This window comes from Clostridium transplantifaecale (assembly GCF_900626075.1).
GTDB classification, from domain to species: Bacteria; Bacillota; Clostridia; order Lachnospirales; family Lachnospiraceae; genus Otoolea; species Otoolea transplantifaecalis.
Map to the genome: position 1 here is coordinate 813838 of NZ_UYZY01000002.1, position 26282 is coordinate 840119.

Annotated in this window: 18 protein-coding genes; 17 read left to right on the top strand and 1 reads right to left on the bottom strand. The window is 50.9% G+C overall.

The features are described 5' to 3' along the window. The first annotated feature begins 13 nt into the window (after nt 1-13). The 11 genes from EJL91_RS09400 (at nt 14) to EJL91_RS09450 (ending at nt 17687) form a co-directional block, all read left to right on the top strand. On the top strand, nt 14-1465 hold the full coding sequence (locus tag EJL91_RS09400; protein WP_125141675.1) for a xylulokinase: 1452 nt from the start codon (nt 14-16) through the stop codon (nt 1463-1465). 368 nt (nt 1466-1833) lie between these two features. Further along, on the top strand, nt 1834-2835 hold the full coding sequence (locus EJL91_RS09405; protein ID WP_125141676.1) for a hotdog family protein: 1002 nt from the start codon (nt 1834-1836) through the stop codon (nt 2833-2835). A 24-nt stretch (nt 2836-2859) separates the two neighbouring features. Continuing rightward, the gene (locus EJL91_RS09410) at nt 2860-4518 is read left to right on the top strand and encodes a thiamine pyrophosphate-binding protein (protein WP_164516792.1); all 1659 of its coding nucleotides are present in this window, start codon (nt 2860-2862) and stop codon (nt 4516-4518) included. 44 nt (nt 4519-4562) lie between these two features. Next, nucleotides 4563-5528: a tripartite tricarboxylate transporter substrate binding protein gene (locus EJL91_RS09415; protein WP_125141678.1), complete on the top strand. Its 966-nt coding sequence runs from the start codon at nt 4563-4565 to the stop codon at nt 5526-5528. A gap of 85 nt (nt 5529-5613) precedes the next feature. Continuing rightward, nucleotides 5614-6063, top strand: a complete 450-nt coding sequence (locus EJL91_RS09420; protein ID WP_125141679.1) for a tripartite tricarboxylate transporter TctB family protein — start codon at nt 5614-5616, stop codon at nt 6061-6063. A 12-nt stretch (nt 6064-6075) separates the two neighbouring features. After that, nucleotides 6076-7587, top strand: coding sequence for a tripartite tricarboxylate transporter permease (locus tag EJL91_RS09425; protein WP_125141680.1), 1512 nt, complete (start codon nt 6076-6078; stop codon nt 7585-7587). Between the two features lie 121 nt (nt 7588-7708). After that, nucleotides 7709-8899: a CaiB/BaiF CoA transferase family protein gene (locus EJL91_RS09430; protein ID WP_164516793.1), complete on the top strand. Its 1191-nt coding sequence runs from the start codon at nt 7709-7711 to the stop codon at nt 8897-8899. Nucleotides 8900-9248: 349 nt separating this feature from the next. Further along, nucleotides 9249-10361: a 4-hydroxybutyrate dehydrogenase gene (locus EJL91_RS09435; RefSeq protein ID WP_125142126.1), complete on the top strand. Its 1113-nt coding sequence runs from the start codon at nt 9249-9251 to the stop codon at nt 10359-10361. A 286-nt stretch (nt 10362-10647) separates the two neighbouring features. Then, nucleotides 10648-11844 carry a M20 metallopeptidase family protein gene (locus tag EJL91_RS09440; protein WP_125141682.1) on the top strand — a complete coding sequence of 399 codons (1197 nt, stop codon included), beginning with the start codon at nt 10648-10650 and terminating at the stop codon, nt 11842-11844. Nucleotides 11845-12037: 193 nt separating this feature from the next. Next, complete coding sequence (locus EJL91_RS09445) at nt 12038-12469, top strand: hypothetical protein (protein ID WP_125141683.1); 432 nt, start codon at nt 12038-12040, stop codon at nt 12467-12469. 16 nt (nt 12470-12485) lie between these two features. Further along, nucleotides 12486-17687, top strand: coding sequence for a DUF4132 domain-containing protein (locus EJL91_RS09450; RefSeq protein WP_125141684.1), 5202 nt, complete (start codon nt 12486-12488; stop codon nt 17685-17687). Between the two features lie 11 nt (nt 17688-17698). Here EJL91_RS09450 and EJL91_RS09455 read toward each other — a convergent pair whose 3' ends face one another. Beyond that, nucleotides 17699-18373 carry a DUF3592 domain-containing protein gene (locus EJL91_RS09455; protein ID WP_125141685.1) on the bottom strand — a complete coding sequence of 225 codons (675 nt, stop codon included), beginning with the start codon at nt 18371-18373 and terminating at the stop codon, nt 17699-17701. A gap of 604 nt (nt 18374-18977) precedes the next feature. Between EJL91_RS09455 and EJL91_RS09460 the strand changes: the two genes are divergently transcribed. The 6 genes from EJL91_RS09460 to EJL91_RS09485 all read left to right on the top strand — a co-directional run bounded on the left by EJL91_RS09460 (nt 18978) and on the right by EJL91_RS09485 (nt 25679). Further along, on the top strand, nt 18978-20015 hold the full coding sequence (locus EJL91_RS09460) for an alcohol dehydrogenase catalytic domain-containing protein (RefSeq protein ID WP_125141686.1): 1038 nt from the start codon (nt 18978-18980) through the stop codon (nt 20013-20015). 126 nt (nt 20016-20141) lie between these two features. Beyond that, nucleotides 20142-20984, top strand: a complete 843-nt coding sequence (locus tag EJL91_RS09465) for a class I fructose-bisphosphate aldolase (protein WP_125141687.1) — start codon at nt 20142-20144, stop codon at nt 20982-20984. A 119-nt stretch (nt 20985-21103) separates the two neighbouring features. Beyond that, entirely contained in the window at nt 21104-22642 is a 1539-nt protein-coding gene (locus EJL91_RS09470) for a xylulokinase (protein WP_125141688.1), read from the top strand. Nucleotides 22643-22722: 80 nt separating this feature from the next. After that, nucleotides 22723-23778 carry a DctP family TRAP transporter solute-binding subunit gene (locus EJL91_RS09475; protein ID WP_125141689.1) on the top strand — a complete coding sequence of 352 codons (1056 nt, stop codon included), beginning with the start codon at nt 22723-22725 and terminating at the stop codon, nt 23776-23778. Nucleotides 23779-23874: 96 nt separating this feature from the next. Beyond that, entirely contained in the window at nt 23875-24402 is a 528-nt protein-coding gene (locus EJL91_RS09480) for a TRAP transporter small permease (RefSeq protein WP_125141690.1), read from the top strand. Then, entirely contained in the window at nt 24399-25679 is a 1281-nt protein-coding gene (locus EJL91_RS09485; RefSeq protein ID WP_125141691.1) for a TRAP transporter large permease, read from the top strand. Before EJL91_RS09480 ends, EJL91_RS09485 begins: the two co-directional genes overlap by 4 nt. Nucleotides 25680-26282 lie beyond the last annotated feature (603 nt).

The following is a 26282-nucleotide window of genomic DNA, read 5'->3' on the forward strand; positions in this document are numbered from 1 at the left end:
GGGAGGTTTGAAGATGAGGATGATACTGGTTGTAGATATCGGAACAAGCTCGGTGAGAACGGTACTGACGGGAGAGGATCTGGAAATCCGGTCCATGGTGCAGAGGAAGCGCACCGCCGGAATCTGTATGGATGCCGAGGTGGAATGGGAGTTCATCCGCAGCATGATAAAACAGCTTTCGGAAGAAAACAGGGAAATGCTGGAAGCAAATCCGATATCTGCCGTTGCCGTATCTGCTCTGGTGGGCTGGGTTGGGGTGGATTGCAACGGCGGGGCGTTGACGCCCTGTTATACATACATGCACCGGGAGCGGAGAATGTTCGGGGAGATGGCGCCCCGGATTGATGAGGACGAGGCGTTCCGGATCTGCGGCAGAGCGCCTGCGCCGGAATGGCTGGCCTATAAGCTATGCCGCCTGAAGCGGGAGCAGCCTGCGCTCTATGGAATGATAGCATCGGTAATCTCGCTTAAAGATTTCATTAATATGAAGCTTTGCGGGCAGGCGGCTCTCGATCATACGACGGCAGGCTATACGTTTCTGTATGATATCAGGAAAGGTGGCTGGAGTGAGAAAATGCTGAAAACTTTTCGGGCCGATACGGAAAAACTTCCGGGACTGAAAAGACCGTGGGAGTTACTGGGAACATTGAAGCGGGAGCTGGCGGAGCAGTTTGCGTTTCCCGGTGAAATTCCCGTAGTCATGGGGAGCTGTGACGGCTCCACGGCCGTTCTGGGAGCCGGAGGAGTGCGGGAGAAAACCGCAGTGAGCGTGATGGGCACGACAGATGTATTTTTTCTGGTGGCAAAACAGTGGAGTTCCAAGGAGGGCAGGGGACTGATAGTCAATCCCCACGTGATTCCGGGATACTGGCTGATTGGCGGTCCTATGGGAATGTATGGAGGCACGGTTGACTGGTACATGAACCACATTATCGGGGAACGGTTGAGCATGGAAGAGATGACGCTGCTTGCGGAGCGTCTGGAGCCTGGATGCTCCGGACTGACCGTTCTGCCGAACCTGGCCGGCGAGCGGGCGCCCTATTGGCGTCCGGAGAGTGTCGGAACTCTTGTGGGACTCACGAGGGAACATCGGGCGGAACATATTTTCCGTGGAATTATGGAGGCAAACGGATACGACTGCCGGGAAATCCTGGAGCGGGCGGAAGAGATGGGGGCGGAATGTACGGAGATAGCCGCCATCGGCGGGGGCGCGTTGAATCCCCTGTGGCTCACGATAAAATCGGAAATTACAGGAATACCCGTACAAAAATCGGGGGTGACGGAAGCAACGGTGGTGGGAAGCGCAATGCTGGCGCTGTATATGCTGGACGGAAAGCTGCCCGAAGGAAGGCTGCACAAAAAGGAGTGGTTTAACGGAACCGGGAAGCAGAGGGAACAATACCGGGTGGAGTATTTAAAGTTTAGGGAAAGACGGGAAGTGGCGGAGAAATTATATAGTATATAGTGCAGTGGAACGATAAAAAGCTCCTGTATGGAAAAATACAGGGAGCTTTTTTTGTAGAAAAATAGGTACTGTTAATCAAAAATTCTGTACGCGAGTTTGACGAGCTCGTTTATCGCATGAAAAAGCTACTCCCGGGCAGAGGTTTTGCCGGTGCAGAAGATAGGGCGAGAATTCCAATGATAAAATACAATTGAAATACAAACATATGGATTGAAAACAGGAAAATTATGGAATATAAATACAAAAACAAACAAAAATTGGCAATAACGCACAAAAATAAATCGAATATATATTAATATTGTATATTTACACAAAAAGAGAAAGAGGATATTATATACAATATAAATACATTTTGGAGGAGGAATGGAATGGAAACTAATAATGTTTGGAGGGATATTACGGATCCAAGAATTGCAGAAATAAAAGACGATCTGGAAGAAGGGCTGAAAGAACCTAAATTCGAAAATATCACAATACCGGAACATTTTGGTCCGGTACGTGTAACCATCGACGACCATAAGATAAAACGGTATGCATTTGAACTGAATGATTATCTTCCGTGGTCAATGGAAGAAAAAGAGAATCCGTTCGGGAAAGAGAGGATTGCACAGGCGGGCCTTCTCACGAACGATATTGTCCAGCTTTTTACACTGGCATACCGCGGGAGCAAGGTAATAGGGCTCCATACCGAGGCCCAGCTCTGGTTTAAGAGTCCGGCGAAACTCAACGAGGTGGTAACGCTGGAAGGCGCTTACACGGATGCCTATGAACGGCGGGGACAGGGGTATGTGGTTCTGGAGGCCGGGGTAAAGGGAGAAGATGGTCGGGAGATCGTTCGCTACCGTGGTGTGGAGATTTTCCAGACGACCCCGGGCACTATTGCCGGAAGGGCGTCGGCGTCACCAGATAAGAAGGTGAGTGGTGAGGTGCCGGAGAGCGCCAGATATATCGCGGAGGCCCCGGAAGATTTGAAGTGTGGCGATGCGCTGGAACCGTTGAAGAAGACGATAACCGCGGAACAGGCGGCGGTATTTTCCAGGGTTGGCGAGTTTGTCATCAATATCCATAACAATCTGGAGACGGCGAGAGTTGGAAACCTGAGAATCCCGATTGTGCAGGGCGCTCAGTTTTTTTGCACGCTGGCGGAGCTGATGACACGTACATTTGGCGCTGACTTTTTTACGGACGGTTGGCTGAGAGCCAAGTTTATCGCCCCGATCAAGGTGTTTGAACCGTTTGAGACGGCGGGAATTGTGACGGGAGTCTATCCGGCGGAGGACGGAAGGAAAAAGGTGGAGCTGGAAGTCTGGGTGAGAAGAAGTTCCGACAACCGGCTTGCAGCAATAGGATGGGCCAGTTGTATAATTTGACGGAAGATGCGAAAGGGGCAGAATATGGGAGAATTGTTGTGCGGAGGAGAGCTGGTAGTTAAGGTTCTGGAAGAGTTTGGGACAAGAGTGGTGTTTGGAGTGCCGGGAGGACAGACGCTGTTTGTGACCGATCCGCTTATGGACACGCCGATCCGCTTTGTACACACAAGACACGAAAATGGGGCGGCCTGCGCGGCCGACGGCTGGGGAAGGATGACCGGGGAACCGGGAATCTGCCTGGCCACTACGGGGCCGGGAGCCACAAATCTGATTACGGGAATTGGGGGAGCTCTCAGGGATTCCAGCCCGATGATAGCGCTGATATTCCAGAACCGTCTGCCGGATGCGGGCAAGGGAGATGCGCAGGAATGCGATCACGAACTGGTATTTACCGGGATTTGCAAAAAATACATTCCGGTGCGTGATGTCACATCGGTCCAGTGGGCAATGCGCGAGGCATACAGGGTGGCAAAAAGCGGAAGACCGGGGCCGGTTGTAGTCGATCTATACAGAGATGTAATTGAGAGCCAGAGGGCGGAGTACGTTCCCGAACGGCCGGAGCAGTATTGTATCAAAGCGGACTCCGTGGCAAACGAGGAGACAATTCGGTGTGCGGCGGACGAGATGAAAGCGCATAAAAGGATTTGCATCTGGGTAGGGAACGGCGTAAAACTTGCCGGTGCATCAAAGGAAGTCATGGAATTATCAAAGCGGCTCTGCGCTCCGGTGGTCTGTACCTATAACGGAATCGGCGCGGTTGACAGCAAATTTGAAAACTTTGCAGGCCCCAGATCCAGGCATGGAAGCCGGGTGGCCAGGACGGCAATTGAATCGGCGGACTGCGTGATTGTGGCAGGTTCCTCCCTGACCGCAATCAGCACAAACCGCTGGGAGATTTCTCCAAAACATGTGATCCAGTTTGACATTATACCGGAGAACATCGGCAGGCATTATCCGGTGGAAGTGGGGGTGCTGGGAGATGCCGCACGCTCCATCAGAAAAATCCTGGATTGCCTGGAGGAAGAGGGATACCATGGGGATCCGTCTTTCCTGAATGAGATACTGGCGGAGAAGGAGGCATGGACGAAAGAGGTATACAGCGGCAGCATCACGGATACCGCTGCGACGCCCGTACCGCCCATCGCCCTTCACATGGAACTGGAAAAGGTTCTCAGTGAGGACGGTGTGTTTGTTGTGGACGCCGGCAACCCGGGAGCCTGGACACATCTGACCAGGTTTCCCAAAAACACCACATACATGAAACCTGTCAATTACGGCAATATGGGATTTGCCTTGGGAGCCGCCCTAGGATGCAAGGAGGCGTGCCCGGAGAAAGAGGTGATTGCCCTTCTGGGAGACGGTTCCCTGGGAATGACACTGGGAGATTTAGAGACGATCGGAAGGGAAAAGCTACCGATTATCATTCTTCTGGTCAACGATTCGGCATACGGAAATATCCGCCAGGAGGAGCTTTACAAAATGGGGGAGAACCGTTACACAGGAGTAGATTTTCCGGACATCGATTATCTGGAAGTGGCAAAAGTCCTTGGGGTGGACGGATGCATTGTCAGAAAGGCGGAGGAAATCCCGAATGCCTTTAAGGCGGCCAGGGAGTCAGGTAAACCTTATATGGTCGAAGTAAAACTGGACGGTTCCTACTCGGTGTGGCCGGAGGCGTTTTAAATAAGTAACACTGAAAAGAAGGTAAGATAGAGAGGAGAAGGTACATGATGAAAAAAAGAATGGCGGCAGCGGTTATGGCGGCGGCACTGGCGGCAGCGGCGCTCGGCGGATGTGGAGCGAAGAAGTATCCGTCCAAGAATGTTACGGTAATATGTCCGTATTCGGCGGGAGGAACAACGGATTTGACCATCCGCGGAATGTTGGATGCAATTCCGGAAAAGACGCTTCCATCCAACGTGAACATGGTAGTTTCCAATGTGGCCGGAGGCAGCGGGATCGTGGGGACGAGCCAGCTTTTATCAAAGGAATCCGACGGATACACAATCGGTGTGGTAAACTGTGACCTGATTTTAAACAATGTACTGGGAAATACAGATATTACCTATGAGGACTTTACGCTTTTAGGCTGTATCATGGATGATATCAACATCCTGATTGTACGTGCGGATGCCCCGTATCAGACATTTGAAGAATTTGTAGCTTATGCAAAGGAAAATCCGGGCGTGGCAATTGGGGACAGCGGCGCGGGAACGATTCCAAACCTTGCGACAAAGGCTCTGAACCGGCATCTGGGAACGGAATTTAAGTCGGTCTCCTATGACAGCGCGGCTCCCAGTGTAATTGCGGTGGTGAGCGGGGAAATCCCGGCGGCTATCTGTGCGACACCGGCCGCCATGGGACAGCTCCAGGCCGGAGAGATCAAGGCCATTGCCGTGACGAGCACGGAGCGCAGCGGCTACATGCCCGATGTTCCCGCATGGAATGAAGGCTTTTCGGAGCTGGATGGAATCGAGGTACCGGTGTGGGTGTTTATGGCGGCTAAGAAAGATATTCCGGATGAGGCCAAAACCTTCCTGTCGGATGCCATTGCTAAGGCGATCACCTCCGACAAGTTTGCCGGGACCAGAAAGAATTTCTATATGGAGGCCTCTGATTTTGGCAGTGAGCAGGAGATGCTTGATTTTGTGAAGGAACAGTACGAGCTGTACAAATCTCTGGCGGAAGACTGACAGGCAGGATAACCTGTTCTTGCGGAGTGCCGGATAGGACGGGGCTGGATTTCCAGCCCCGAAACTGAAAATGCGGGGTGACTGAATGAAGAAATATAACTTGATTGCCGCGGCTGTTTTTGCACTGGTTGGCGTGGGAATGATCGTGTCAATCAGAGAATTTGAATATAATGGCCTGTCTGAAATCGGAGCCGGATTCTGGCCGCGGGTTCTGGGGGTGCTGATGATACTGCTTTCGGCGGCTTACACGGTGGAAACGCTGTGCGGTAAGGAGGAGCCGGTTTCCATTGATTTTAAATCGGAGGGGCTGCGGCGTGTCTATGGCATGTGCGGAATTCTGCTGGTTTTTGCCATTCTTATCAAGGTCCTGGGATTTTTCTGCGGGGCTGCATTTTTTATTCCGTCGTGTATGTGGGTGTTTGGGGAGAGAAGTAAAAAGAAAATTTTTGTAATTACGGCAGGGGTGGTCCTGTTTGTGTATGTGGTCTTTGTCGCGTTGCTGCAGATTGGACTGCCGCGCGGTTTTCTGATGTAGAGGAGGGATAGAATGGAGTTTTTTATTTCAGCGCTGGGGGAAGCGGTCCAGCCTCTGAACCTGCTTGTCATGCTGGCGGGAACCTTTGTCGGAATCGCGGCAGGAGCCATGCCGGGACTTTCATCGGTTATGGCCCTGACAATCATGACGCCTTTTACGTTTTCCCTGGGCGGGAATTCTGGTTTTTTGATGCTGCTCGGCATCTTCTGCGGCAGTATTTATGGAGGTTCAATCACCGCAATCCTGATTAACACACCGGGAACTGCCAATTCTGCAGCTACCTGCCTGGATGGTTATCCGATGGCGAATAAACTGGGGCAGCCGGGAAGAGCCCTTGGGATCTCTACCATGGCATCCACCTTTGGGGGGCTGTTCAGTGCGGCGGCCCTGTTTTTCACCGCGCCTCTTCTTGCAAAAGTGGCGCTTCAGTTTGGTTCTCCCGAGTATTTTTCTATTGCAGTGTTTGGAATCAGTATTGTGACGGGAATATCATCCAAGTCGGTGATTAAGGGGCTGATCGGAGCGGTAATCGGGCTGGCTCTGGGAACCGTAGGAATCGATGCCATCACGGGTACGCCGCGTTTTACATTCGGCAGCGCGTATCTGACGGGCGGAATCAGTTTCGTGCCTCTTCTGATAGCGCTGTATGCCTTTTCCCAGGGACTTAAAAATATGCAGTCTGGGGAGGACAGCGTTTCGGTGGGGAAAAAGGTGAAACTCGATCACGTCCTTCCAAACAAAAGTGATATTAAGAGGACGTTTCCTACGATCCTCGGGTGCAGTGTGATCGGCACCATCATTGGGGCAATACCGGGAACGGGCGGCGATATTGCCTCCTGGTTCGGATATACACAGGCAAAACGTTTCTGCAAACACAGGGCGGAATTCGGTAAGGGGGCTCCGGAGGGGATAGCGGCGCCGGAATCCGCCAACAACGCGGTTTCGGGTGGCGCGCTGATTCCGCTCCTCACTCTGGGAATACCGGGGGACGCAGGAACTGCGGTCATGCTGGGCGCGCTGATGATGCAGGGAATTATTCCCGGTCCGCTGCTTTTTAAAGAGCAGACGGAGAAGGTCTACATCATCATTATCGGCCTGATTTTTGCCAATATTATGATGTGCCTCCTGGGATACGGGGGACTGAAGCTTTTTGCGAAAATATCCTCTATCCCGTCGGTGATTCTGACCCCAGTTGTGTTTATCTTCTGTTTTGTCGGGACCTATGCGCTCAATAACAATATTAACGATATTTATTTTATGATCATTGCCGGGATAGCAGGATTTATCCTACTGAAGCTGGATTTTGCCATGCCGCCGGTAATATTGGGGCTGATACTGGGAACCAAGATCGAGACCAATCTGTCAAAATCATTGGCAATCTCGGACGGGAGCTTCGCAATCTTTTTTACCAGGCCGATTTCCTGCGTTCTGCTGATTGTGGCGGCCATTTCTCTGCTTTCACCGCTTTTGGTACCGCTTATCAGGCGGACGGCGGGGAAGATGGGAGTTGAGAAGGCGGGATAACTGAGAGCGAAAACAGAGATTGAGATAATAGTGGTTTATAGAATAGTAGTTGAGATAATTACGGTGAGATAACAACGAGGAAATTGATAACAGAAAAAACAATATCAGGGAGGAAATGCTTATGAATGGTGCATTGGACGGCATACGTGTGATTGACCTGTCGAGAGTGATTGCGGGACCGCATTGTTCCATGATCCTGGGTGACTTTGGCGCGGATGTCATCAAGATAGAGAAAAAGGGCGAGGGGGATATGGCCAGGGGCTATGCACCATATTTCAACGGTGAGAGCACGTATTTTATGACCCACAACAGAAATAAACGGAGCGTCACCCTGGATTTCAGGAAACCGGAGGCACATGGAATTCTTATGGGACTTCTGGAAGGCGCCGACGTGCTGGTGGAAAACTTCCGCGCGGGAACGCTGGAAAAGATGGGACTGGCTCCGGAGGAACTGCTGAAAATAAATCCCCGGCTGATTATCACGAGACTGTCCGGATTCGGTCAGGACGGCCCTTATAAAAACCGTGTCTGCTTTGATGCTGTGGGACAGTCAATCAGCGGCCTGATGGATATCACAGGAGAACCGGATGGGAAGCCAACGATGGTAGGGACTTATATCTGTGATTTTACCTCGGGGCTGTATGGGGCGATCGGGACTTTGGCCGCCCTTCAGGCAAGGCAGCGGACCGGAAGAGGGCAGGTGGTGGATGTATCCCTGCTTGATGCGGCCAGCTCACTGACGCATTCCGCGGTGATCAACTATTATGAACTGGGGGAAGTAATGAAACGTAACGGAAACCAGGACCGGGCTTCCTACCCCGCCAATTTTTACGGAACAAAGGACGGCAGGATGGCATTTATTCATGCGGGTCAGGATGGAGCCTTTGCCGGTTTGTGCAAGATGATTGGCAGGGAAGAAGTCCTTGCTGACCCGGAATACCGCCTGCTTGCAGGGCGGTGCCGTCACATTAGGGAATGCGATGATATGGTGGAGGCGTGGGCAAAAACAAAGGAAATGGATGAGATCCTCCGGTGCTGTGAATTGTATGGGATACCGGCGGCGAGGGTGAATACAATCGAGGAGATGGTTCGGGACGAGCAGCTCCTTTACAGGAAAGCAATACGCCGGGTGGAACATCCCGCTTACGGTACGATCACGATGAACGGGCCTGTGGTAAAAATGTCTGAGACAGAGCCGGATATATACAGGGTGCCCCCGGCGCTGGGGCAGCATAACCGCGAGGTTTACCGGGAGCTGCTGGGACTTACGGGGGAAGAGATTGAAAGGCTTGAGGAGGATGAGGTTATCTGAAGAATTATTTCCTGGAAAACACAGCCTCAGGGGCAGCATATTGCTGCGGGGGCTTTGCAAATTCGAGTGTACGCTTGATAAATTCAATGTCAAAAGTCCTGTTTTGCCTGGTTTTCCCCACTTATATAGAAAAAAGTTATTGAAAGCGGTCCGATTCAATGAAAATATCGTTTTTCCGAAAAAAAACATCGATTTGACGAAGGGAACGCGTTGTAATATGCTTCAGATAGAATTGTTCCTGTACGGGAAAAGGAGAAAAATCGCCTATTTACCAGAAACAAATACAGAATCTGAAGTTGGTTAGAAATCGGAAATATATAGAGGGCAGGAGGAGTGTATGAAAGCAGCAATAGAAGAATTTAAAGTAAGACCGGCGATCTGCAAATACAGGACCGCAGAGGAATTTGCCGCTGGTCTTGAGCTTGGGGAAGGAGATCTGATCCTCACGAATGAGCCGGTCTACCGCCCTTATTTTGAAAAACTGAAGCTGAACTGCGACGTATTATATCAGGAACGGTACGGCACGGGAGAGCCAACAGACGAGATGGTGGAGGCCATGGCCCGCGACCGGAAAGGCGAGTATAAACGTGTTATTGGAATCGGCGGGGGAACCGTAATCGATATTGCAAAACTGTTTGCCCTGAAAAAGCTGACTCCTGTTGAGGAGCTTTATGGTGGAATAATCCGGCCCGAAAAAGCCAGGGAACTGATACTTGTTCCTACAACCTGCGGTACGGGGAGCGAGATGACCAATATTTCCATACTTGCTTTAATCTCGAAAGGGACGAAAAAGGGACTGGCAAACGATGCAATGTATGCGGATCGGGCAGTGCTGGTGCCGGAACTGTTGGAAAAGCTGCCGCCTTATGTGTTTGCAACCAGTTCAATCGACGCCCTGATCCATGCGGTGGAGTCGGCGCTGTCCCCGAAAGGGAATGAGTTCACCCGGCTTTTCGGATATAAAGCAATGGAAATGATTCTGAAGGGATATAAAAAAATCCTCACGGAAGGAGAGAGGGCCAGGACGGAGCTGGCGGATGACTTCCTGACGGCAAGCTGCTTTGCCGGGATTGCATTCGGAAATGCAGGCTGCGCCGCGGTCCATGCGCTGAGTTATCCTCTGGGAGCCGCCTTTCACGTTGCACATGGGGAGTCGAACTATGCTGTTTTCACAGGGGTCATGAATCATTATATAGAACGCAGGACGGATGGTGAAATTGCCGTTCTGAACCGTTTCCTGGCCGATATTTTGGAATGCCGGGAAGGGGAGGTATATGAGGAACTGGAAAAACTGCTGGGATTTCTTCTGCCTAAAAAGACCCTGCGAGAATACGGCGTACCGCGTGAAAAACTGGCTGAATTTGCCGACTCCGTCATGGAAAACCAGGGCAGGCTGATGGCTAATAATTTTGTGGAGATAAACCGGGAGCAGGTTCTGGAGATTTACAACAGACTGTATTAGGGAGAGAAATGCTTCATTTCCAGAATCCTCTATCCCCAGAGTCCTCTGTTCCCAGAATCCTCTATCCCCAGAATCCTCTATCCCCAGAATCCTTAACCTTTAGAACCCATTACCCCTTGCATAAGAGAAGGGAATCCTGCTATGATTTAGACAGAGGATTCCGACAACAAAGGTTGGTGATAACAACCTGAATGATCTGTAAAAAAGCGGATGTCTGAACATGGGCACCCGCTTTTTATTATTACAAGATTACTACAATATTACTGGCAGCAGGAGGTAATGGCCTATGGAGCCGATAGAACGAATTATAAAACTCTCAGACGAACTGGAAAACAACACAATCTCCATCCGGCGCAGGATTCACCGGAACCCCGAAACGGCCTTTGAGGAGTACAAAACGAGCGCACTGGTGGCAAAAGAGCTTGAACGAATGGGAATATCCTATGAAAAAAGTCCTGTGGAACCCGGTATTGTGGCGTGTATCGACAGCGGAAGGCCGGGAAAACTTCTGATGCTGCGGGCGGATATGGATGCGCTGCCTATCGGTGAGGAGACGGAACTGCCTTTTAAATCGGAGACGGAAGGAATTATGCACGCCTGCGGGCACGATGTGCATACGGCCAACCTTCTGGCCGTGGGAGAAATTCTCAGCAGAATGAAAGACTCCTGGTCTGGGCGGGTAAAACTCGTATTTCAGCCGGGGGAAGAACGGGGCGGAGGCGGCCGCAGAATGATAGAACAAGGATTGATGGACGAACTGCCGGATGCCTGTTTCGGGCTGCATGTGAATCCGACCGAGGGCGGACAGTTTCTGATTGGGACCGGATATCTGACTTCCTACTCGGACGGCTGCCATATCACGGTTCACGGAAAAGCGGCTCACTCCTCCGCGCCCCAGGACGGAGTCGACGCGATCCAGATTGCCGCCAATATTGTGATGGCGCTGAATACCATTGTGTCAAGAAACATAAGTCCCATGCAGCAATCGACCCTGAATGTGGGCCGGATTTCCGGCGGCCGGGCAGGCAATATCGTGGCCGACCGGGCCGAACTCTTCTGTATGATGCGGAATACAAGAGAAGAGACACGGGAAGTCATGTTCCGCCAGATTCGCGAAATTTGTGCAGGGATAGCGGCGGCCACCGGCGGAACATGTGATGTGGACATCAATCCCGGTTATCCGGCCATATACAATGACAGGACTCTGACGGAATTCGTCACGTCGCTGATGGGGAAATATACCGCTGAACTCTACGGCGGGATCATGGAGCGGATTCCAGAGCCCTCTGTGCTGACGGGAAACCGCCAGGCGCTGACAGCGGAAGATTTCGGCTTTTATTCCCGAAAAGCGCCCTCCTGTTACCTGCAGCTTGGTACGGGGAACTTCGCTCCGGCCCACAGCGGACAATTCATGGTGGATGAAACCTATATCAAACTGGCAACCAGGGCAATGGCGCTGGCGGCGTTTGAGTTTTTATGTTAAGAAGAGAGAACGCTGCGCGATGAGCCGAATGCTTGCTGCCACTACCTTTTTGTACGGTCAGCGCAGTAAATGCGCAGACCTATCTGAACTGTTACTTCCTCCCTCCTCCCACATAAAGTAGTTGCGATAACCGCTTGTCTATTTCCCTCATTAACGTTAAACTGGTAATAAGAATTGTTATGGGAGGTGTCATATGGCATACACAATCTATGCAAGGATGAAAAGGGTGGGAAAACAGAAAAAAGAAGATCTGCTCCCGGTCGCGTTTGAACTGGGAAAAAAGCCGGACACGGTGCGGGAACTTCTCACGGAGCTGGTGAGACTTTCCGTAAGGCAGTATAATGAGCGGAAGGATGAGGGGCAGGTTCTTTCTTATCTGACAAAGGAGGAAATCAGCGGACAGGCCGCAGCGGGGAAGGTTTCTTTCGGCCTCCGGGGAGGCAATGACGCGGATCCCGAAAAGGCGGTGGATAACGCGGTGCAGTGCTTTGAAGACGGAATATACCGTGTGTTTGCCGGCGAGGAGGAACTGACCGGCCTGGAGCAGGCAGTTCCCTGGGGAGCAGGCGAAGAGGGGAAACTCGTATTCACATTCATAAGACTTACGATGCTGTCGGGCTGGTAAAGAAAGGGAGGATTAGATGGCAGATTATACATATCAGACAAGACGGAAAATAACGGAAGACTGGATCAACGGGGCCAAGGCGAAGGCGCATGCCCTTTCCAACAGGGAGAAGCAACTTCTTCCCGGAATAGCATATTATTCCGTACCCCAGGAACCGCAGAGATGGATGAGGGAACAACTGCAGAGCGGCAGATACGAAACCCTCAGCGAGCTTTATAAAAGTGAACTGAGGGGACTGGTGGCGGTCTGCGTGCCGGAACATCTGACCGAAGAATTTTATTATGCCCTGGATCAGATGAACCAGTTCCAGATGACGGCCGGGTGGTACAGGCGCAGCGTGCGCTCAAAGAGCTACGTGCCGTTTGTATACCAGAGCATCAAGCTCCTCTGGGCCTATTCGAGGCTGGATTTTTATGGGGCATCACTTGCCGGGGTCCTGACCGGACAGGTGGATCCGGAGATTTACGACCATGCCAGATCGGAGCATTTCAGTTACGCGGGAATGCTGGCGGCCGGAATTGACCGGGGAGATGCGGACATAATCCGCGCCGTGGAAGATATTCTGATGGGGGAAGGAAACACTTTGATGATCAGCCATGAGCTGATCCGCGGAATCATTATGAGCAAAAGCAGCAAACTCTATGAGGTGCTCGGCAAATTTCTTTTGGCGGCGCGGCTTCAGGAGGGAGCGAGGCAGGCGGTTTGTGAAACCATGGATGCCGGCCGCCCCGAGGCATTCCTGCATCTGTTTGCGGTAATTGAGGAAAATAATCTGGTCCGCTATTCTTCTATAAAGCGTGCTGTCAGCACCTGGATCGGCATTTTCGATGAAAAAAACATCGATCGCATTACGGAAAAGTTGGTGCGCTTGATGGGAAGCTGTCTGAGGGACGAGGCGGCTTGCAGGGAACAGCTGGAAAGCAATGATTCCGTGGCGATCAGCTGCGGTCTGTGGGCGCTCGGATTCTACGACGCGGATCGGGCGGTCGAAGCGATGCAGAAACTGATCCGGGAGGGAACGAAGAACCAGAAGATGACGGCCTCCTATTTTAACCGCTCCCTGCAGTACGAACATCTGAAGAGAAAAGCGGCAAAAGAGGCCATCTTAAGCTGGCCGGAGGATTTGGAACTGGTGGCCTGTTTCCTTCCCGGCTTTATGGACAATACATACGGCGATTTCCGGGCGCTGATCGAGGAGAAGGACGAGAGGTCCTATTTCCAGCTCCGCGACGGCAAAGTCAGGGAACCGGACGTGAAGCCGGTAACCGATCTGTTTGAGAATGAGGAGGAGGCCAGAAAGATTTACGGCCTGTTCCGGAACATCCTTAAACAAATTCCCAAAAAGGGGCTGGATTTAAACCCGTGCATTTTTCCCTGGTACCGCGTAACCATGACACAGTCCGACATTGCGGTCAGGATGTGCCTGATTGCCTGGATGCTGCAGGATGAGGCGTATCTGGACGAGGCGGCAGGATTGATCCCGACGGTCGGCCAGGGCAGTTCGTCCGGCGCCTCCCGCGCTGCGGCCGCCCGTGTGCTGCTATACCGGCCGAACTCCCAGGTAAGGCGTGACATCCTCTTTGAACTGCTCCACAATCCGGAGGAGTATACGATGCAGTCGGCTTTCCTTCTGGTGGAGGATATGGAACTGACGGCGGAGGATTACCTGAAGATTGAACAGAACCTGAAATATAAGAAGGGGAGGGCCGGGGTGCTGAAACTTCTCAGAAAGCAGGAACCGGCTGCGCTCCAGGCCTCCGTCGGCAGGCTGATTAAGACCGGGTCCGAAGAATGCCGCATGGGAGCTCTCGACCTCGCCCTTCAGATAAAGAAAGAACAGCCCGCAGAGTTTCCCGCCGTCAAACCGCTTTTGCAGGAGCTCACGGAGCCTACGGGGCGCGAGCAGGTGCTGCTAGGCGAGCTGCTGGGGGAGAAAAGTGAAGCTCAGGATATCTTAAACACGCCTGGATACGGGCTTTACGATACGGAAAAAGAATGGATTCTGCCGCCTGTGGACGTAGATGAAAAGCAGGCTTCAAAGCTGTTTGCAAATGGAGAAGGCGCCTGCATCCGCATTCTGAACCGGTTAAACGATCTGATCGAAGAAAAGAAAGAACTGGAATACACAACAGCCTGGGGCGTTGAGATGCTTCTGGGCACAAAGCTGGACAACTGCCGGTGGATCCACGGGGATCCCGATGCAAAACCCCTGGATGCCCTGCCGTTCCGGGAAATGTGGGAAGAATTTTACAGAAATGAAATTAAAACCCCGGAAATGCTCCTGGAGCTTTACCTCTATCAGAAGTGCCGCGCCCAAAGAGGACCCTACGAGAGGAACATTGAGCTTTATAAGAAGGTTTTCGGCAGCGGCCTGATAAAGAAGCCGCCGTTTAAAGACCTGATACAGGGACTGAGATACGGCGAGCAGGCCAGGACGGTAATCGACACATTGTATTCCCAGTTTGTGCCGGATGGACTCAAAGCCCGATTTGGCCTTATCGGGACTGCGAAGTTTCTTTCTGTTCTGGATAAATCCAATGCCTTATACGAGTGCGAGGAAAAAGCGTGGAACGGCACGAAAGAAAAGTATACGAAACGGGCCGCGGATCTCCCTGTGTTTGAAGAAATGCGCTGGTGGCTGTCCCTGGTGGATGAAAAGGACTGGGGAAACGCCTTCACGCTCCGTTTTAAGCTTCAGGAATTCTACGGAAAGATCAAAGACAGTGAAAAGTTCCGCCGCTACGACAGGGGGAGGACCGGTTATCTGAGTCTGTCCGACTATGTACAGTGTTATGTTAAGGGGATCTGGGATAAGGATCTTTTCTATAAATCCGTATTCAGTTTTCTGGGCATGAAAAGCCTGCTGGGACCGGTCAGCACGGTGGAGCAAAAAGGAGCCGTGTCGTCAAGGGATGCCCATGTGGGAGAATTGAATGCATTCTTCGGCCAGGGTGTAATAAAGCCGGTGGACGGAAAATATCACTTCGACCAGATTGGGGCTGAAGTCCCGGCAATGAATCTGGCGCACGAGGTTTACCATGAGACAGTCCCGCTGGTTCTTAAGGTGGAATTAAAACGCGGGGAGCAGGAGACCCCGTTTTCCGGGTATGTCTCCTCGATTCGTGTGATTTACGGCATTGATTTGATGATTCAGATTTTGACGGCGCTGGGTAAAGAGACATTACAGAGAGCCGGAGGATATTATTCCAATATCGGCGATCGGAAGATGGTTTTAAGCCATCTGCTGAAGGTGTGCCGCCCGAAACCCGGGGAGCCGGCGAAAGATCTGAAGAAGGCGCTGAAGGGAACGGATATCACGAAAAAACGTCTGGTGGAATTGGCGATGTATGCCCAGCAGTGGATACCGCTTTTAGAAGAGTACCTGGGACTTCCGGGATTCCAGAGCGGATGCTATTATTTTATGGCCCATACCGGTGAACGTCTGGATGAATTTACCACATCCATGATTGCGAAATACACTCCCCTGACTCCGGAGGAGCTGAGGGACGGAGCCTTTGACATCCACTGGTTTTTTGAGGCCTATGATAAACTGGGGGACAAAGAATTCAAACTTCTGTACGATGCGGCAAAGTATTCCTCTACGGGAGCGGCCCATGCCCGCGCCAGGAAGTATGCCGACGCTGCGCTCGGAAAAGTGGATAAAGAGACGCTGAAAGCGGAGATTACGGATAAGAGAAATAAAGATCTGCTGATGAGCATCGGCCTTCTGCCTCTGGCCGGAAATGAAAAGACTGCCGGGGGGAAAATCTCAGAACGCGATAAAAAGAAACGTGAGGAAGATCTTCTGGACCGCTACCAGTTTATCCAGAAGTTTCATAAGGAAAGCAGGAAATTCGGTGCGCAGCGCCGTGCCAGTGAGGGACGCGCCGTGGCGCTGGCGCTTCAGAACCTCAGTGTAAATGCCGGATTCACGGATGTGACACGCCTGACGCTCAGGATGGAAAACCGCCTTGTAGAGACGATGGACCGTTATTTTGACTGGAACCGCATCGATGATGTGGAACTTAGGATCCTGGTGGATGAAAACGGCAAGAGCAGTCTTCAGTGCGGCAAAGGCGGGAAACTGCTCAAATCACTTCCCGCTAAATACAAGAAAAATGAGACGGTTCTGGAATATCAGGAAGTCAACAAGAAGTTAAAGGAGCAGTACAGCCGGACCAGACAGATGATGGAACAGGCCATGGAGGACAGGACGCCCTTTGAGGTGTGGGAGTTCCTGGAGCTGGCAAAGAACCCGGTGGTAAGGCCGATAGTAACGCCGCTTGTGATGATGGCCGCAGAGGATGCCGCCGCAGGAGACGGAGGAAATCCGGATGCTGGAATCCGGCTGGGCTTCCTGAAAGAGGAGGGGCTGGAGGACTGGTCCGGCGCCATAACGCCTTTGAAGCCGGATGAGAAGATTCTGATTGCCCACCCGTCCGATCTCTACAGGGAGGGGCACTGGCACGAATACCAGAAGATGCTGTTCGACAGGCAGATAAAGCAGCCGTTTAAGCAGGTGTTCCGCGAGCTGTATGTGAAACTCACGGAGGAACTGGATAAGGACGATTCCAGGATGTTCTCAGGCAATCAGATCCAGCCGCAGAAGACGGTCGGCGCGCTGCGGAGCCGCCGCTGGGTTGCCGATTATGAGGACGGGCTGCAGAAGATTTACTATAAAGAGAATATTGTAGCCAGGATTTATGCAATGGCCGACTGGTTTTCACCGAGTGACGTGGAGGCACCTACCCTTGAGTGGGTGGTGTTCTCCGACAGGAAAACATTCAGGCCCCTCAAAATCAGGGAAATTCCCGACGTGCTTTACAGTGAGGTCATGAGAGATGTGGATCTGGCGGTCAGCGTTGCCCACGCCGGAGGCGTGGATCCGGAGACCAGTCACTCTACCGTTGAGATGAGAAAAGCCATCGTGGAATGCAATCTGGAGCTGTTTAAGATTAAAAATGTGCGCCTGGAGGGCAGCCACGCCTTTATCGACGGAAAACTGGGCCAGTACACGGTACATCTGGGAAGCGGTGTCGTCCACCAGATGGGCAGCGCCATGCTCTTTGTCGTACCGGTCCATTCACAGCACAGAGGACGTATTTTCCTTCCGTTTATTGATGATGACCCGAAAACGGCGGAGATTTTGTCAAAGATACTGCTGTTTGCGGAGGATACGAAAATTAAAGACCCGAGTATTCTGGAACAGATCCGGTAGTGGCTGCAGTCTTATTCCAGCCAAGGTCTCAGAACAGGGCCGGCCAGTACGATCAGGGGAAACAGGATTCCGATTATGTGTAAATAAACAATAAACAGAGTCGGAGGATTCTCATAGCCCGGAACATAGATGTATGACGGCAGATCCGGTGTAAAAAAGAGATCAACATGGTCTCCGGCTTTCAGCGGACATTTATAGAAAGAGGAAGGCGAGGTCACCTTAAATACGGAGCCCTCGGCAAAGAACTCATATACGGGAGCATAGGAAACGTGGCTATCCCTGCTCACCTTTTTCTCAATAGAAACCACCTCTGCGGAGGCCGGGGCCGTTGCAAGCCGCCGTCTTTTGTCATAACTGTATTTCATAGCGGCGCCTATGGCGAGGAACACCGGAGGAACAAGAACGACTACGATGTCCGCATAATACCGGCCTGGTATTCCCTGTCCGGCCTGCCACAGGATGAGAACTCCGATGACGCAGTAGAAGACGAGCCAGAACAGAATCATAGGGCCGGGCCGCACTTTCAGACGGGGATCCGTCCATCCCGCCCTGCGGATGACACCGCTGTTCATTTTTTGCTCGCGTTCCCTTTTCCGCCTGAAAACAAAGGCTAAAATAAAGGCGGAACCAGCAAAACAAAAGATTGTGACAACTGCGATAAAGATAATAAGTGTTGTTTGATTCATAAACCCCTCCGGTGTACAGGCTCTCCTGAGATTGACGCAGACGAGACAGACTGGTTCATAATCAGGAGAACTATTTGTTAAATACTATCTTAACACACCGGATAGGGGTTATAAAAGGGATTATTCCTTTCACGGCCTAGAATGTTCTCCTGATTTCATTCCCGTCCGCCGGGAATATGCGGTCAGAGCCTGCCTACCGGCTTAAAAAGTATGGGATTGAAATTTAATATAGACGGCAGCACGGGAAACCGGGCCGGATTAGCCTGCTTTTGCAGACGATCCGGTCCGGTTTTTGAATTGTCGGGAGCGTATTGACCTTTCTGAAATAATTTGTCAGGATGTTCGGAACATACCTGTAAAGAAACTGTAATAATATTTCAAAGACACTCGAAAAAATAAAAAACAAAAATATACAAACTGCACATAAAATATTATTTTATAAAGCGATTTAAGTCTTGTTATACTATAAAATTAACAAAAATTGAAATAAACTTACAAAAATAAATGAAACATATTGAAATAAAATTACAAATATGATATTATCCTAGTGTAATAAAACTACAAAAAATCCAATTAGGAAACAATCAAAATAGGAGGGGTTAAAATGAAAGCAGTAGTTCTTCATGGACCGAATGACTTTGCGACGGAAGAGATAGCAAAGCCGGCAATCGGAGATCACGAGATGCTCCTGAAGATGAAAAAGGCGGCTATCTGCGGAACCGACATGAGAATTTTCGCGGGCACGAAGACAAAGGGAATCAGGTATCCTTCTGTTGTCGGCCACGAGATGTGCGGAGATATCTGCGAGGTTGGAAAAGATGTGGAAGGCTTTAAAGTTGGAGACAGAGTTTCCATTGCCAACGTGATACCGTGCGGTTCCTGTCCGGCCTGTCTGGAAGGCAGGGAAAATGCCTGCATGAACAGAAAAGCAATAGGATACGAGTTTAATGGCGGCTTTGAAGAGTACGTGCTCCTTCCTGAGATTCTGATGAAGAGCGGCAATGTGGTGAAATTACCCGAGGATGTTTCCTACACGGCGGGCGCCCTGATTGAACCGCTGGCCTGCTGTATCAGAGGGCTTAAGAATGCAGGGACAGGTTTTAACGACGTGGTCCTGATTGCAGGGGCCGGACCAATCGGCCTGATGCATATGCAGCTTTCCAAAATTGCGGGCGCCAGGATGGTAATTGTCAGCGAACCTAACGAGATGAGAAGAAAAGCGGCCCTGGATTTGGGAGCGGACCTGACGGTTGACCCGACGGCGGAAGATTTACATAAAATCGTCATGGATGCCACAAACGGCATGGGAGCGGACGTCATCGTGATGGCAATCGGAGTTCCGGCACTGGTAAATTCGACGCTGAAACTCTGCAGGAAGGGCGGAACGGTCAATCTTTTTGCAGGATTTGCAGGCACGGGCGAGTGTACGATAGAGGTAAACACCATCCACTACAATGAAATCAATGTAAACGGCAGCACGGCGTACAAACGTATCGATTACCTTGAGGCAGCCGATATGGTTATAAATAAGAAGATTAACCTTGACAGAATAGCGACGGATACATTTAAACTCGACGAGTTCAAAGAGGCATTTGAATACTGTAAGAGCGGACAGGGACTGAAGGTCATGATAGAGCCTTAGGAATTATTGGGCACACAGCAAACAGTAGCCATCGGGACGCGATAGGAAAATCGTAATAGAAAAATTATTATAGAAAAATCACAATAGCAAACAGCAAAATCAAACAAGATTCAGGAGGAAAAAGTTATGGCAATGTTAGGAAAAGAAGTAAGAATGAGCAGATTAGTCAATCAGAAGAGCAACAAAATGATGGCAATCACAGTAGACCATGCCACATCCAGGGGAATTGCACCGATGACGGGAATCCAGGATGTCCAGTCCGCCATTGATAAAATCATTCTCGGCAGACCGGATGCAATGACAATGACAAAAGGAATCGCCGAGAGATGCATGTACCAGCACGCAGGTAAGGTTTCCATTCTGATGAAAATCTCCAATTACTCCCCGGTAGCTCCGACCAAGGATACGATTTTCGGAACCGTAGACGAGGCAATCCGCATGGGCGCAGATGCTGTTTCCATGGGCTGCATGACACTGGGAGATTTCCAGGGCGAGCAGTTTGAGGCAATCGGCAGAATCGCCGAAGAGTGCATGAGAAAAGGAATGCCGTTAATCGGCCACGTTTATCCAAAAGGCGAGAGCGTACCGGCAGACAAGAGAGCGGCATGGGAAAATATCGCATACTGCGTAAGAAGCGCCTGTGAACTCGGAATGGATATTGTAAAGACTACCTATACAGGAGATCCGGACAGCATGGCAAAGGCAATTGCCTGTGTGCCTTCCAGCTTCAGGGTCGTAATCCAGGGCGGCGACGCATGCAAGACACTGGACGACTACCTTGTTATGACGAGAGAAGCAATGGACTGCGGCGTAGGCGGCGTTACGATGGGACGTTTCGTATGGGACTATAAAGATGTGACAGCCCTCGTTATCGCACTGAGATATATGATTCATAACGGCTACAGCGTAAAAGAAGCAAAAGAGCTGCTTGCACAGCTTGAGAACGACAAAAATTACGGAGATTTCTAAATTTCCGGCCTTAATAACAACGAAAAGCACGCTTTGCGAACTTTTCAGTGCCATTTAACGATAACCTGCATGATTCACGGGCAGGTTACGGCCTACAATAAAAGCAGAGGTTAATGTATATGGAGGGGAAATACTTATTGGGCGTTGACGTCGGCACCACCAGCGTAAAGGTGGCGGTGATCGACGAAAACGCCGGGGTACTGGGAATCAGTAAAAGTTCATACCGCCTGATTACACCGAATCCGGACTTTCAGCAGATCGATACGGAAGACATGTGGAACGCTTTTCTGAAATGCGTGGTACTGGTATCCGAGGGCAAGGGACTTGATTTGTCACAGATTGCGGGAATCGGAATTTCAAGCCTCTGCCCCGGCCTCGCTGCATTCGGAGAAGACGGAAAAGTGCTGGTGGATCCGATTCTGTATTCCGACAGAAGGAGCACCAAAGAGGCAGAGATGATTCTTGAAGCAGTAGGCAGTGAAAAGCTGTTTGAGATAACGGCAAATACTGCGATGGCGGGAGCTACATCGGGGACATCCATGCTGTGGATCAAGGGAAATCTGCCGGAGGAATATGCAAAAACAAAATACTTCGGCCATGTCAACACACTGATGGCCCACCGTATGACGGGACGCTTTGCCATTGACTATTCCAATGCTTCCTACAGTAACTTTTTCGAGACGACGGGCGGATTTAAGTGGTCCTCCTATATCTGCGGCAAGGTGGGAATCGATATTGAAAAGCTGCCTCCGATTCTTCATTCAACGGATGTGGTGGGAACGCTTATCAACCGCGATTTAATCGGACTCGGCCTTCGGGAGGGAATACCGGTCGTGATTGGCGGCGGGGATACGGCGTGCGCATCCCTGGCGGTGGGCGTGACCGGAGCGGGCGACGTCTGTGAGTCGGTGGGTACCACTAATGTCCTTACCATCTGTGTGGATCAGCCTAAATTTGACCATGGTTTTATCAACCGGTGCCACGTGGTGGACGGCACCTGGATTTACCAGGGGGCAATGTCGCATACAGGTTCCGCGTACCAATGGTTCAAGGATGAATTCTGCCGGGATCTTCAGGATGAGTCGGAACTGACCCACCAGGATGTATTTCTCAGGATGAACGAGGAGGCGGCTAAATCAAAACCGGGCTGCGGCGGCCTTGTGTTCCTGCCCTACATGCTGGGGGAGAGGAGCCCTATCTGGGATCCGTATGCCAGAGGCGTCTTTTTCGGCATCTCCCTTCAGACTACGCGCAGTGACTTCAACCGTGCAATTATGGAAGGCTGCGGATATGGGCTGCGCCAACTGGCCGAGATAGCCGGCCGGGTGACGGGGAAACGCATCGGTGAATTCGTATCCATCGGCGGCGGAGCCAAAAGCGAGGTCTGGGCGCAGATTAAGGCGGACATCATGGGGGTAAACATAAAAGTCCTGGATTTAAATGATATGGCGCCAATCGGAGCCGCTCTTCTGGGCGGCGTCGGAGCCGGTGTCTTTAAGGATGTCTATGAGGCGTCGGAGAAAGTGGAGAAAAAAGTCTGCCGGGTGGTTACGGCCTCCCATGAGAACGATGAAGCTTATGAGAGAGGATACCGCGTATACACGGAATTATATCCGAAAATTAAAGATCTTTACCGGGTGACCAGCAATTTATACTGACCGCCCGCACAATCCCGGGTTGTGCAGAGCAAAATGGCGTTTGTAACACCAGAAAGAAATAGAATGAGGAGGAGTTCATTATGAGCAAAAAAATTTTAGCAATGGTTTTAGCTGCGGCTATGGCATGTATGGGGCTGACAGGATGTCAGAGTAAGGGGGCAACATCGGCGCCGACCGGGGAGAGCAAAGCAGAGGCATCCGCAGAGGCAACCAAGATTACAATCTGTGTACCGGATCCGGAGGCTTCTTATATTTATCAGGCGGCACAGGAATTTGCAAAACGTGCGGAAGAGTATTCGGGCGGCACACTTACATTTACAATTTCAGGAAACGGTTCCCTTTACGGCGGCGACACGGCGGCAGGAATCAAGCAGCTTTCTGCAGGCTCTCTTGATATGGTTATTCTGGCAACTTCCGTATACGCAAGCTTTAACCCGGGATTCAACGTAATTTCAGTACCTTATATGTTCGACGATCAGACACAGCTTCTCGACTATTTAAACAGCGACACAGGAAAAAGGCTGATGAACAGTGTTTCAGAAATGGGAATCACCACGGTGGGAAGCTGGACCAGATCCTTTAGGAAAGTAACCAATTCCAAACACCCGGTCAACACGCCGGACGATGTAAAAGGACTCGTGCTCCGCGTTCCGAACAACTCCCTCTATGTGGAATTCTTCAAGGCATGCGGCGCAACCTGCACGCCGATGAACTTCAGCGAGGTTTATAATGCCCTTCAGCTTAAGACTCTGGACGGCCAGGAAAACCCGATTGATGTGCCGTATTCCAATAAATTCTACGAAGTGCAGAAATATATCTCCCAGACCGATCACATGGCGGACGCATGGCTGGTTGGCTTCAACATGGCAAAGTTTGACAAACTGACGGAGGAGCAGAAAAACGCCATTACAAAGGCAGGAGAAGAAGTACAGCAGTGGAATGTGGATTTTATGGCAAAAGAAGACGAGACAGCGCTTAAGACACTGCTTGACAACGGCATGGAATATAATGAGGTTTCCTCTGAAAACCGCCAGTTATTTATCGACATTTCTAAGAGCTGCTATCCGGTATTCAAGGAACTGATTGAAGATGATGCATTATTTAACGCAACTGCCGAGTTCTGCGGAAAACAGTAAGGCAGAAGGAAGTTACGTCCCATGGCCCGCAAAACATGCGGGGCTGTGGGGGTAACGCACGGAAAGGGCTGCGTACCATAACGGAGGGATTACATAATGGAACGGAAAAAATCACCGCTTTATAAGTTTTTTGACTGCGTTGACTTTTTGGAGAATGTTATTGTTGGGGTTGCACTCATTGGCATGTTTTTTACAATCATGGCACAGATTATAGGGCGTTTGGTGGCACATCCGTTCCCATGGACAGAAGAAACCACGCGTTACCTGTTTATCTGGATGATGTTTATCGCCCTGGCGTCCGGCTTCAATAAAGCAGAGTCGTCGCGAGTTGTTTTATTCTTAAATATGGGCCCGAAATGGCTTAAAAAGTTCAGTGAGCTTTTATATGCGGTCATTGTAATCGGATTCTTTGGTTTCATGATCATTTACGGATGGGAACTGGTAATGCAGCAGAAGATGTTGAATGAGATGGGAACGGCCCTGCGCATACCAATGACAATTGTAGGCTTCTGCGTCCCGCTTTCCGGCGTACTGGGAATTGCCGGAACGGTTCAGAGTTTCCTGGAATACAGGGGTAATGTATCAATTCCCGAGAAAGTGAAAGAAGGGGGTGGCCAGGCATGAGTTTAGTGCTTCTTGTACTCTTTATGGTGCTGATGTTTCTGGGAGTGCCGATTGCAGTCTCCCTGGGCGCGGCTTCCGTTATCACAATTATTACAATGTCGGAACTGCCCCTGAGCATGGCGGTGCAGTCCATGTTTACGTCGATGAACAGCTTTATCATGGTCGCTGTTCCGCTGTTTATCCTTTGCGGCTCCCTGATGGACGAGGGAGGCGTTGCAGACAGGATTTATGAGCTGGCGGATGCCGGAGTGGGCTGGATTTACGGCGGCCTCGGCCATGTTTCGGTAGTGGTTAACATGCTCTTTGCCGGAATGTCGGGCTCTTCCGTTGCGGCGATTGCTTCCATTGGTAAAATGAGCATTAACGCCCTCTCAAAGAAGGGATACCCAAAGGACTATGCGACGGCGATCAACCTGTCCGGCTCCATGCTGGCCTCCGTTATTCCGCCCAGTATCCTGATGATTGTCGCGGCATCCACTGCTAATGTATCAATCGGCCAGGCGTTGATTGCAGGCCTGATCCCGGGTATTATTATCGGACTCGTCTTCATGGTATACAACTTTATCTACTGTAAGAAACATGGCATCGGAGACCGCTCCAAATTTGAGCTGAAACGGTTGGGAAGGGCATTTCTCACGGCCATACCGGCTCTGCTCACCCCGGTTATCCTGCTGGGCGGCGTGTTCACCGGATTCTACACACCGACCGAGGGAGCGGCCATCGGCGTGGGCTATACAATCCTTGTCTCCATTTATGTTTACAAAGATCTGAAGTGGAGCGATATACCTAGAATTATCTGTAAAAATGCAAGAACTACAGGTACCATCCTGTTTGTGGCGATTACAGCCAAACCGGCCTCCCTGATATTTGAGATGGACGGACTTCCCAGCCGTGTGGCAAATATGATTATCGGAGTTTCCGACAACCGTATCATCATTATGTTTATCCTGTATGCATTCCTGATTCTCGTGGGAATGTTCATGGATGCCACAGCCGCTATCTACATCCTGGTTCCGATTCTTTTACCGGCCGTAATTTCCGTAGGCGTATCACCGCTGTTCTTCGTGGTGTTCCTTGTCATTACCCTGTCCTTCGGACTGATTACGCCTCCGGTTGGAGTGTGTCTGTACGCGGCCCAAAATGTCACAGGACTGACGCTTGAGAAGATTATAAAGGCGTCGATTCCATGGATTATTCTGATTGCGGTGGCGCTGTGTATTTTCATTCTGGTTCCGGGAATCATTACCGGGCCGGTTGGACTTCTGTTTGGGTCATAAGGATTTAGTTTAGTTGAGATGCGAGGACGCCTCTGTAAGACGGCGGACGGGGGAGTGGGAGGGTGTTTATGAGTCTTCAGTCCCGGTTTGTAGGTTGTTGTGAGGGGGAATCCAGGAGAAAAAATTCCTACGGGGACTCGCTTCCGCTTGTGGAATGCGCAACGGATGCTAGCTTCGTGTAAGACCTCAGCAAGCACCGGCGGATTCCAAGGTCTCCCTTCGGAAAGTTTTCTCCTTCCTTCCCCGGGCAGGTTGTCGGCGGGACTGAAGACTCAGGGAAGGGTGTTGCCCCGTCCGCCGGCTTCAGGGTCTGATTGTCTCTTTCGTCAAGTACGGTGGTGGTATTGTCGCGGCCACGATATAGTCGTGATTCTTTTACATTCTGATGATATCCTGGGTTGCATTAAAAGAGTATCAGAATAAACACTCTAAGATTATAAGCTTACACAGTCTCATAGTGAACAGGATATAGTTTTTAAGCATCCTTAGGCATCCTGAGAAACGTAGTGGCAGCGACAAGCGCCTCCCCTCTTGAAGAAATAGGACAGATCAGCCGCCGCAGGCCGGGGGCCGGACGCTATCTTGGCTGAGTCTTTCGTCCCG

Bases quoted from the DNA above. Each gene is read 5' to 3' on its own strand.
- EJL91_RS09400 (WP_125141675.1), top strand. From the start codon at position 14: ATGAGGATGATACTGGTTGTAGATATCGGAACAAGCTCGGTGAGAACG.
- EJL91_RS09405 (WP_125141676.1), top strand. From the start codon at position 1,834: ATGGAAACTAATAATGTTTGGAGGGATATTACGGATCCAAGAATTGCA.
- EJL91_RS09410 (WP_164516792.1), top strand. From the start codon at position 2,860: ATGGGAGAATTGTTGTGCGGAGGAGAGCTGGTAGTTAAGGTTCTGGAA.
- EJL91_RS09415 (WP_125141678.1), top strand. From the start codon at position 4,563: ATGATGAAAAAAAGAATGGCGGCAGCGGTTATGGCGGCGGCACTGGCG.
- EJL91_RS09420 (WP_125141679.1), top strand. From the start codon at position 5,614: ATGAAGAAATATAACTTGATTGCCGCGGCTGTTTTTGCACTGGTTGGC.
- EJL91_RS09425 (WP_125141680.1), top strand. From the start codon at position 6,076: ATGGAGTTTTTTATTTCAGCGCTGGGGGAAGCGGTCCAGCCTCTGAAC.
- EJL91_RS09430 (WP_164516793.1), top strand. From the start codon at position 7,709: ATGAATGGTGCATTGGACGGCATACGTGTGATTGACCTGTCGAGAGTG.
- EJL91_RS09440 (WP_125141682.1), top strand. From the start codon at position 10,648: ATGGAGCCGATAGAACGAATTATAAAACTCTCAGACGAACTGGAAAAC.
- EJL91_RS09445 (WP_125141683.1), top strand. From the start codon at position 12,038: ATGGCATACACAATCTATGCAAGGATGAAAAGGGTGGGAAAACAGAAA.
- EJL91_RS09450 (WP_125141684.1), top strand. From the start codon at position 12,486: ATGGCAGATTATACATATCAGACAAGACGGAAAATAACGGAAGACTGG.
- EJL91_RS09455 (WP_125141685.1), bottom strand. From the start codon at position 18,373: ATGAATCAAACAACACTTATTATCTTTATCGCAGTTGTCACAATCTTT.
- EJL91_RS09460 (WP_125141686.1), top strand. From the start codon at position 18,978: ATGAAAGCAGTAGTTCTTCATGGACCGAATGACTTTGCGACGGAAGAG.
- EJL91_RS09465 (WP_125141687.1), top strand. From the start codon at position 20,142: ATGGCAATGTTAGGAAAAGAAGTAAGAATGAGCAGATTAGTCAATCAG.
- EJL91_RS09470 (WP_125141688.1), top strand. From the start codon at position 21,104: ATGGAGGGGAAATACTTATTGGGCGTTGACGTCGGCACCACCAGCGTA.
- EJL91_RS09475 (WP_125141689.1), top strand. From the start codon at position 22,723: ATGAGCAAAAAAATTTTAGCAATGGTTTTAGCTGCGGCTATGGCATGT.
- EJL91_RS09480 (WP_125141690.1), top strand. From the start codon at position 23,875: ATGGAACGGAAAAAATCACCGCTTTATAAGTTTTTTGACTGCGTTGAC.
- EJL91_RS09485 (WP_125141691.1), top strand. From the start codon at position 24,399: ATGAGTTTAGTGCTTCTTGTACTCTTTATGGTGCTGATGTTTCTGGGA.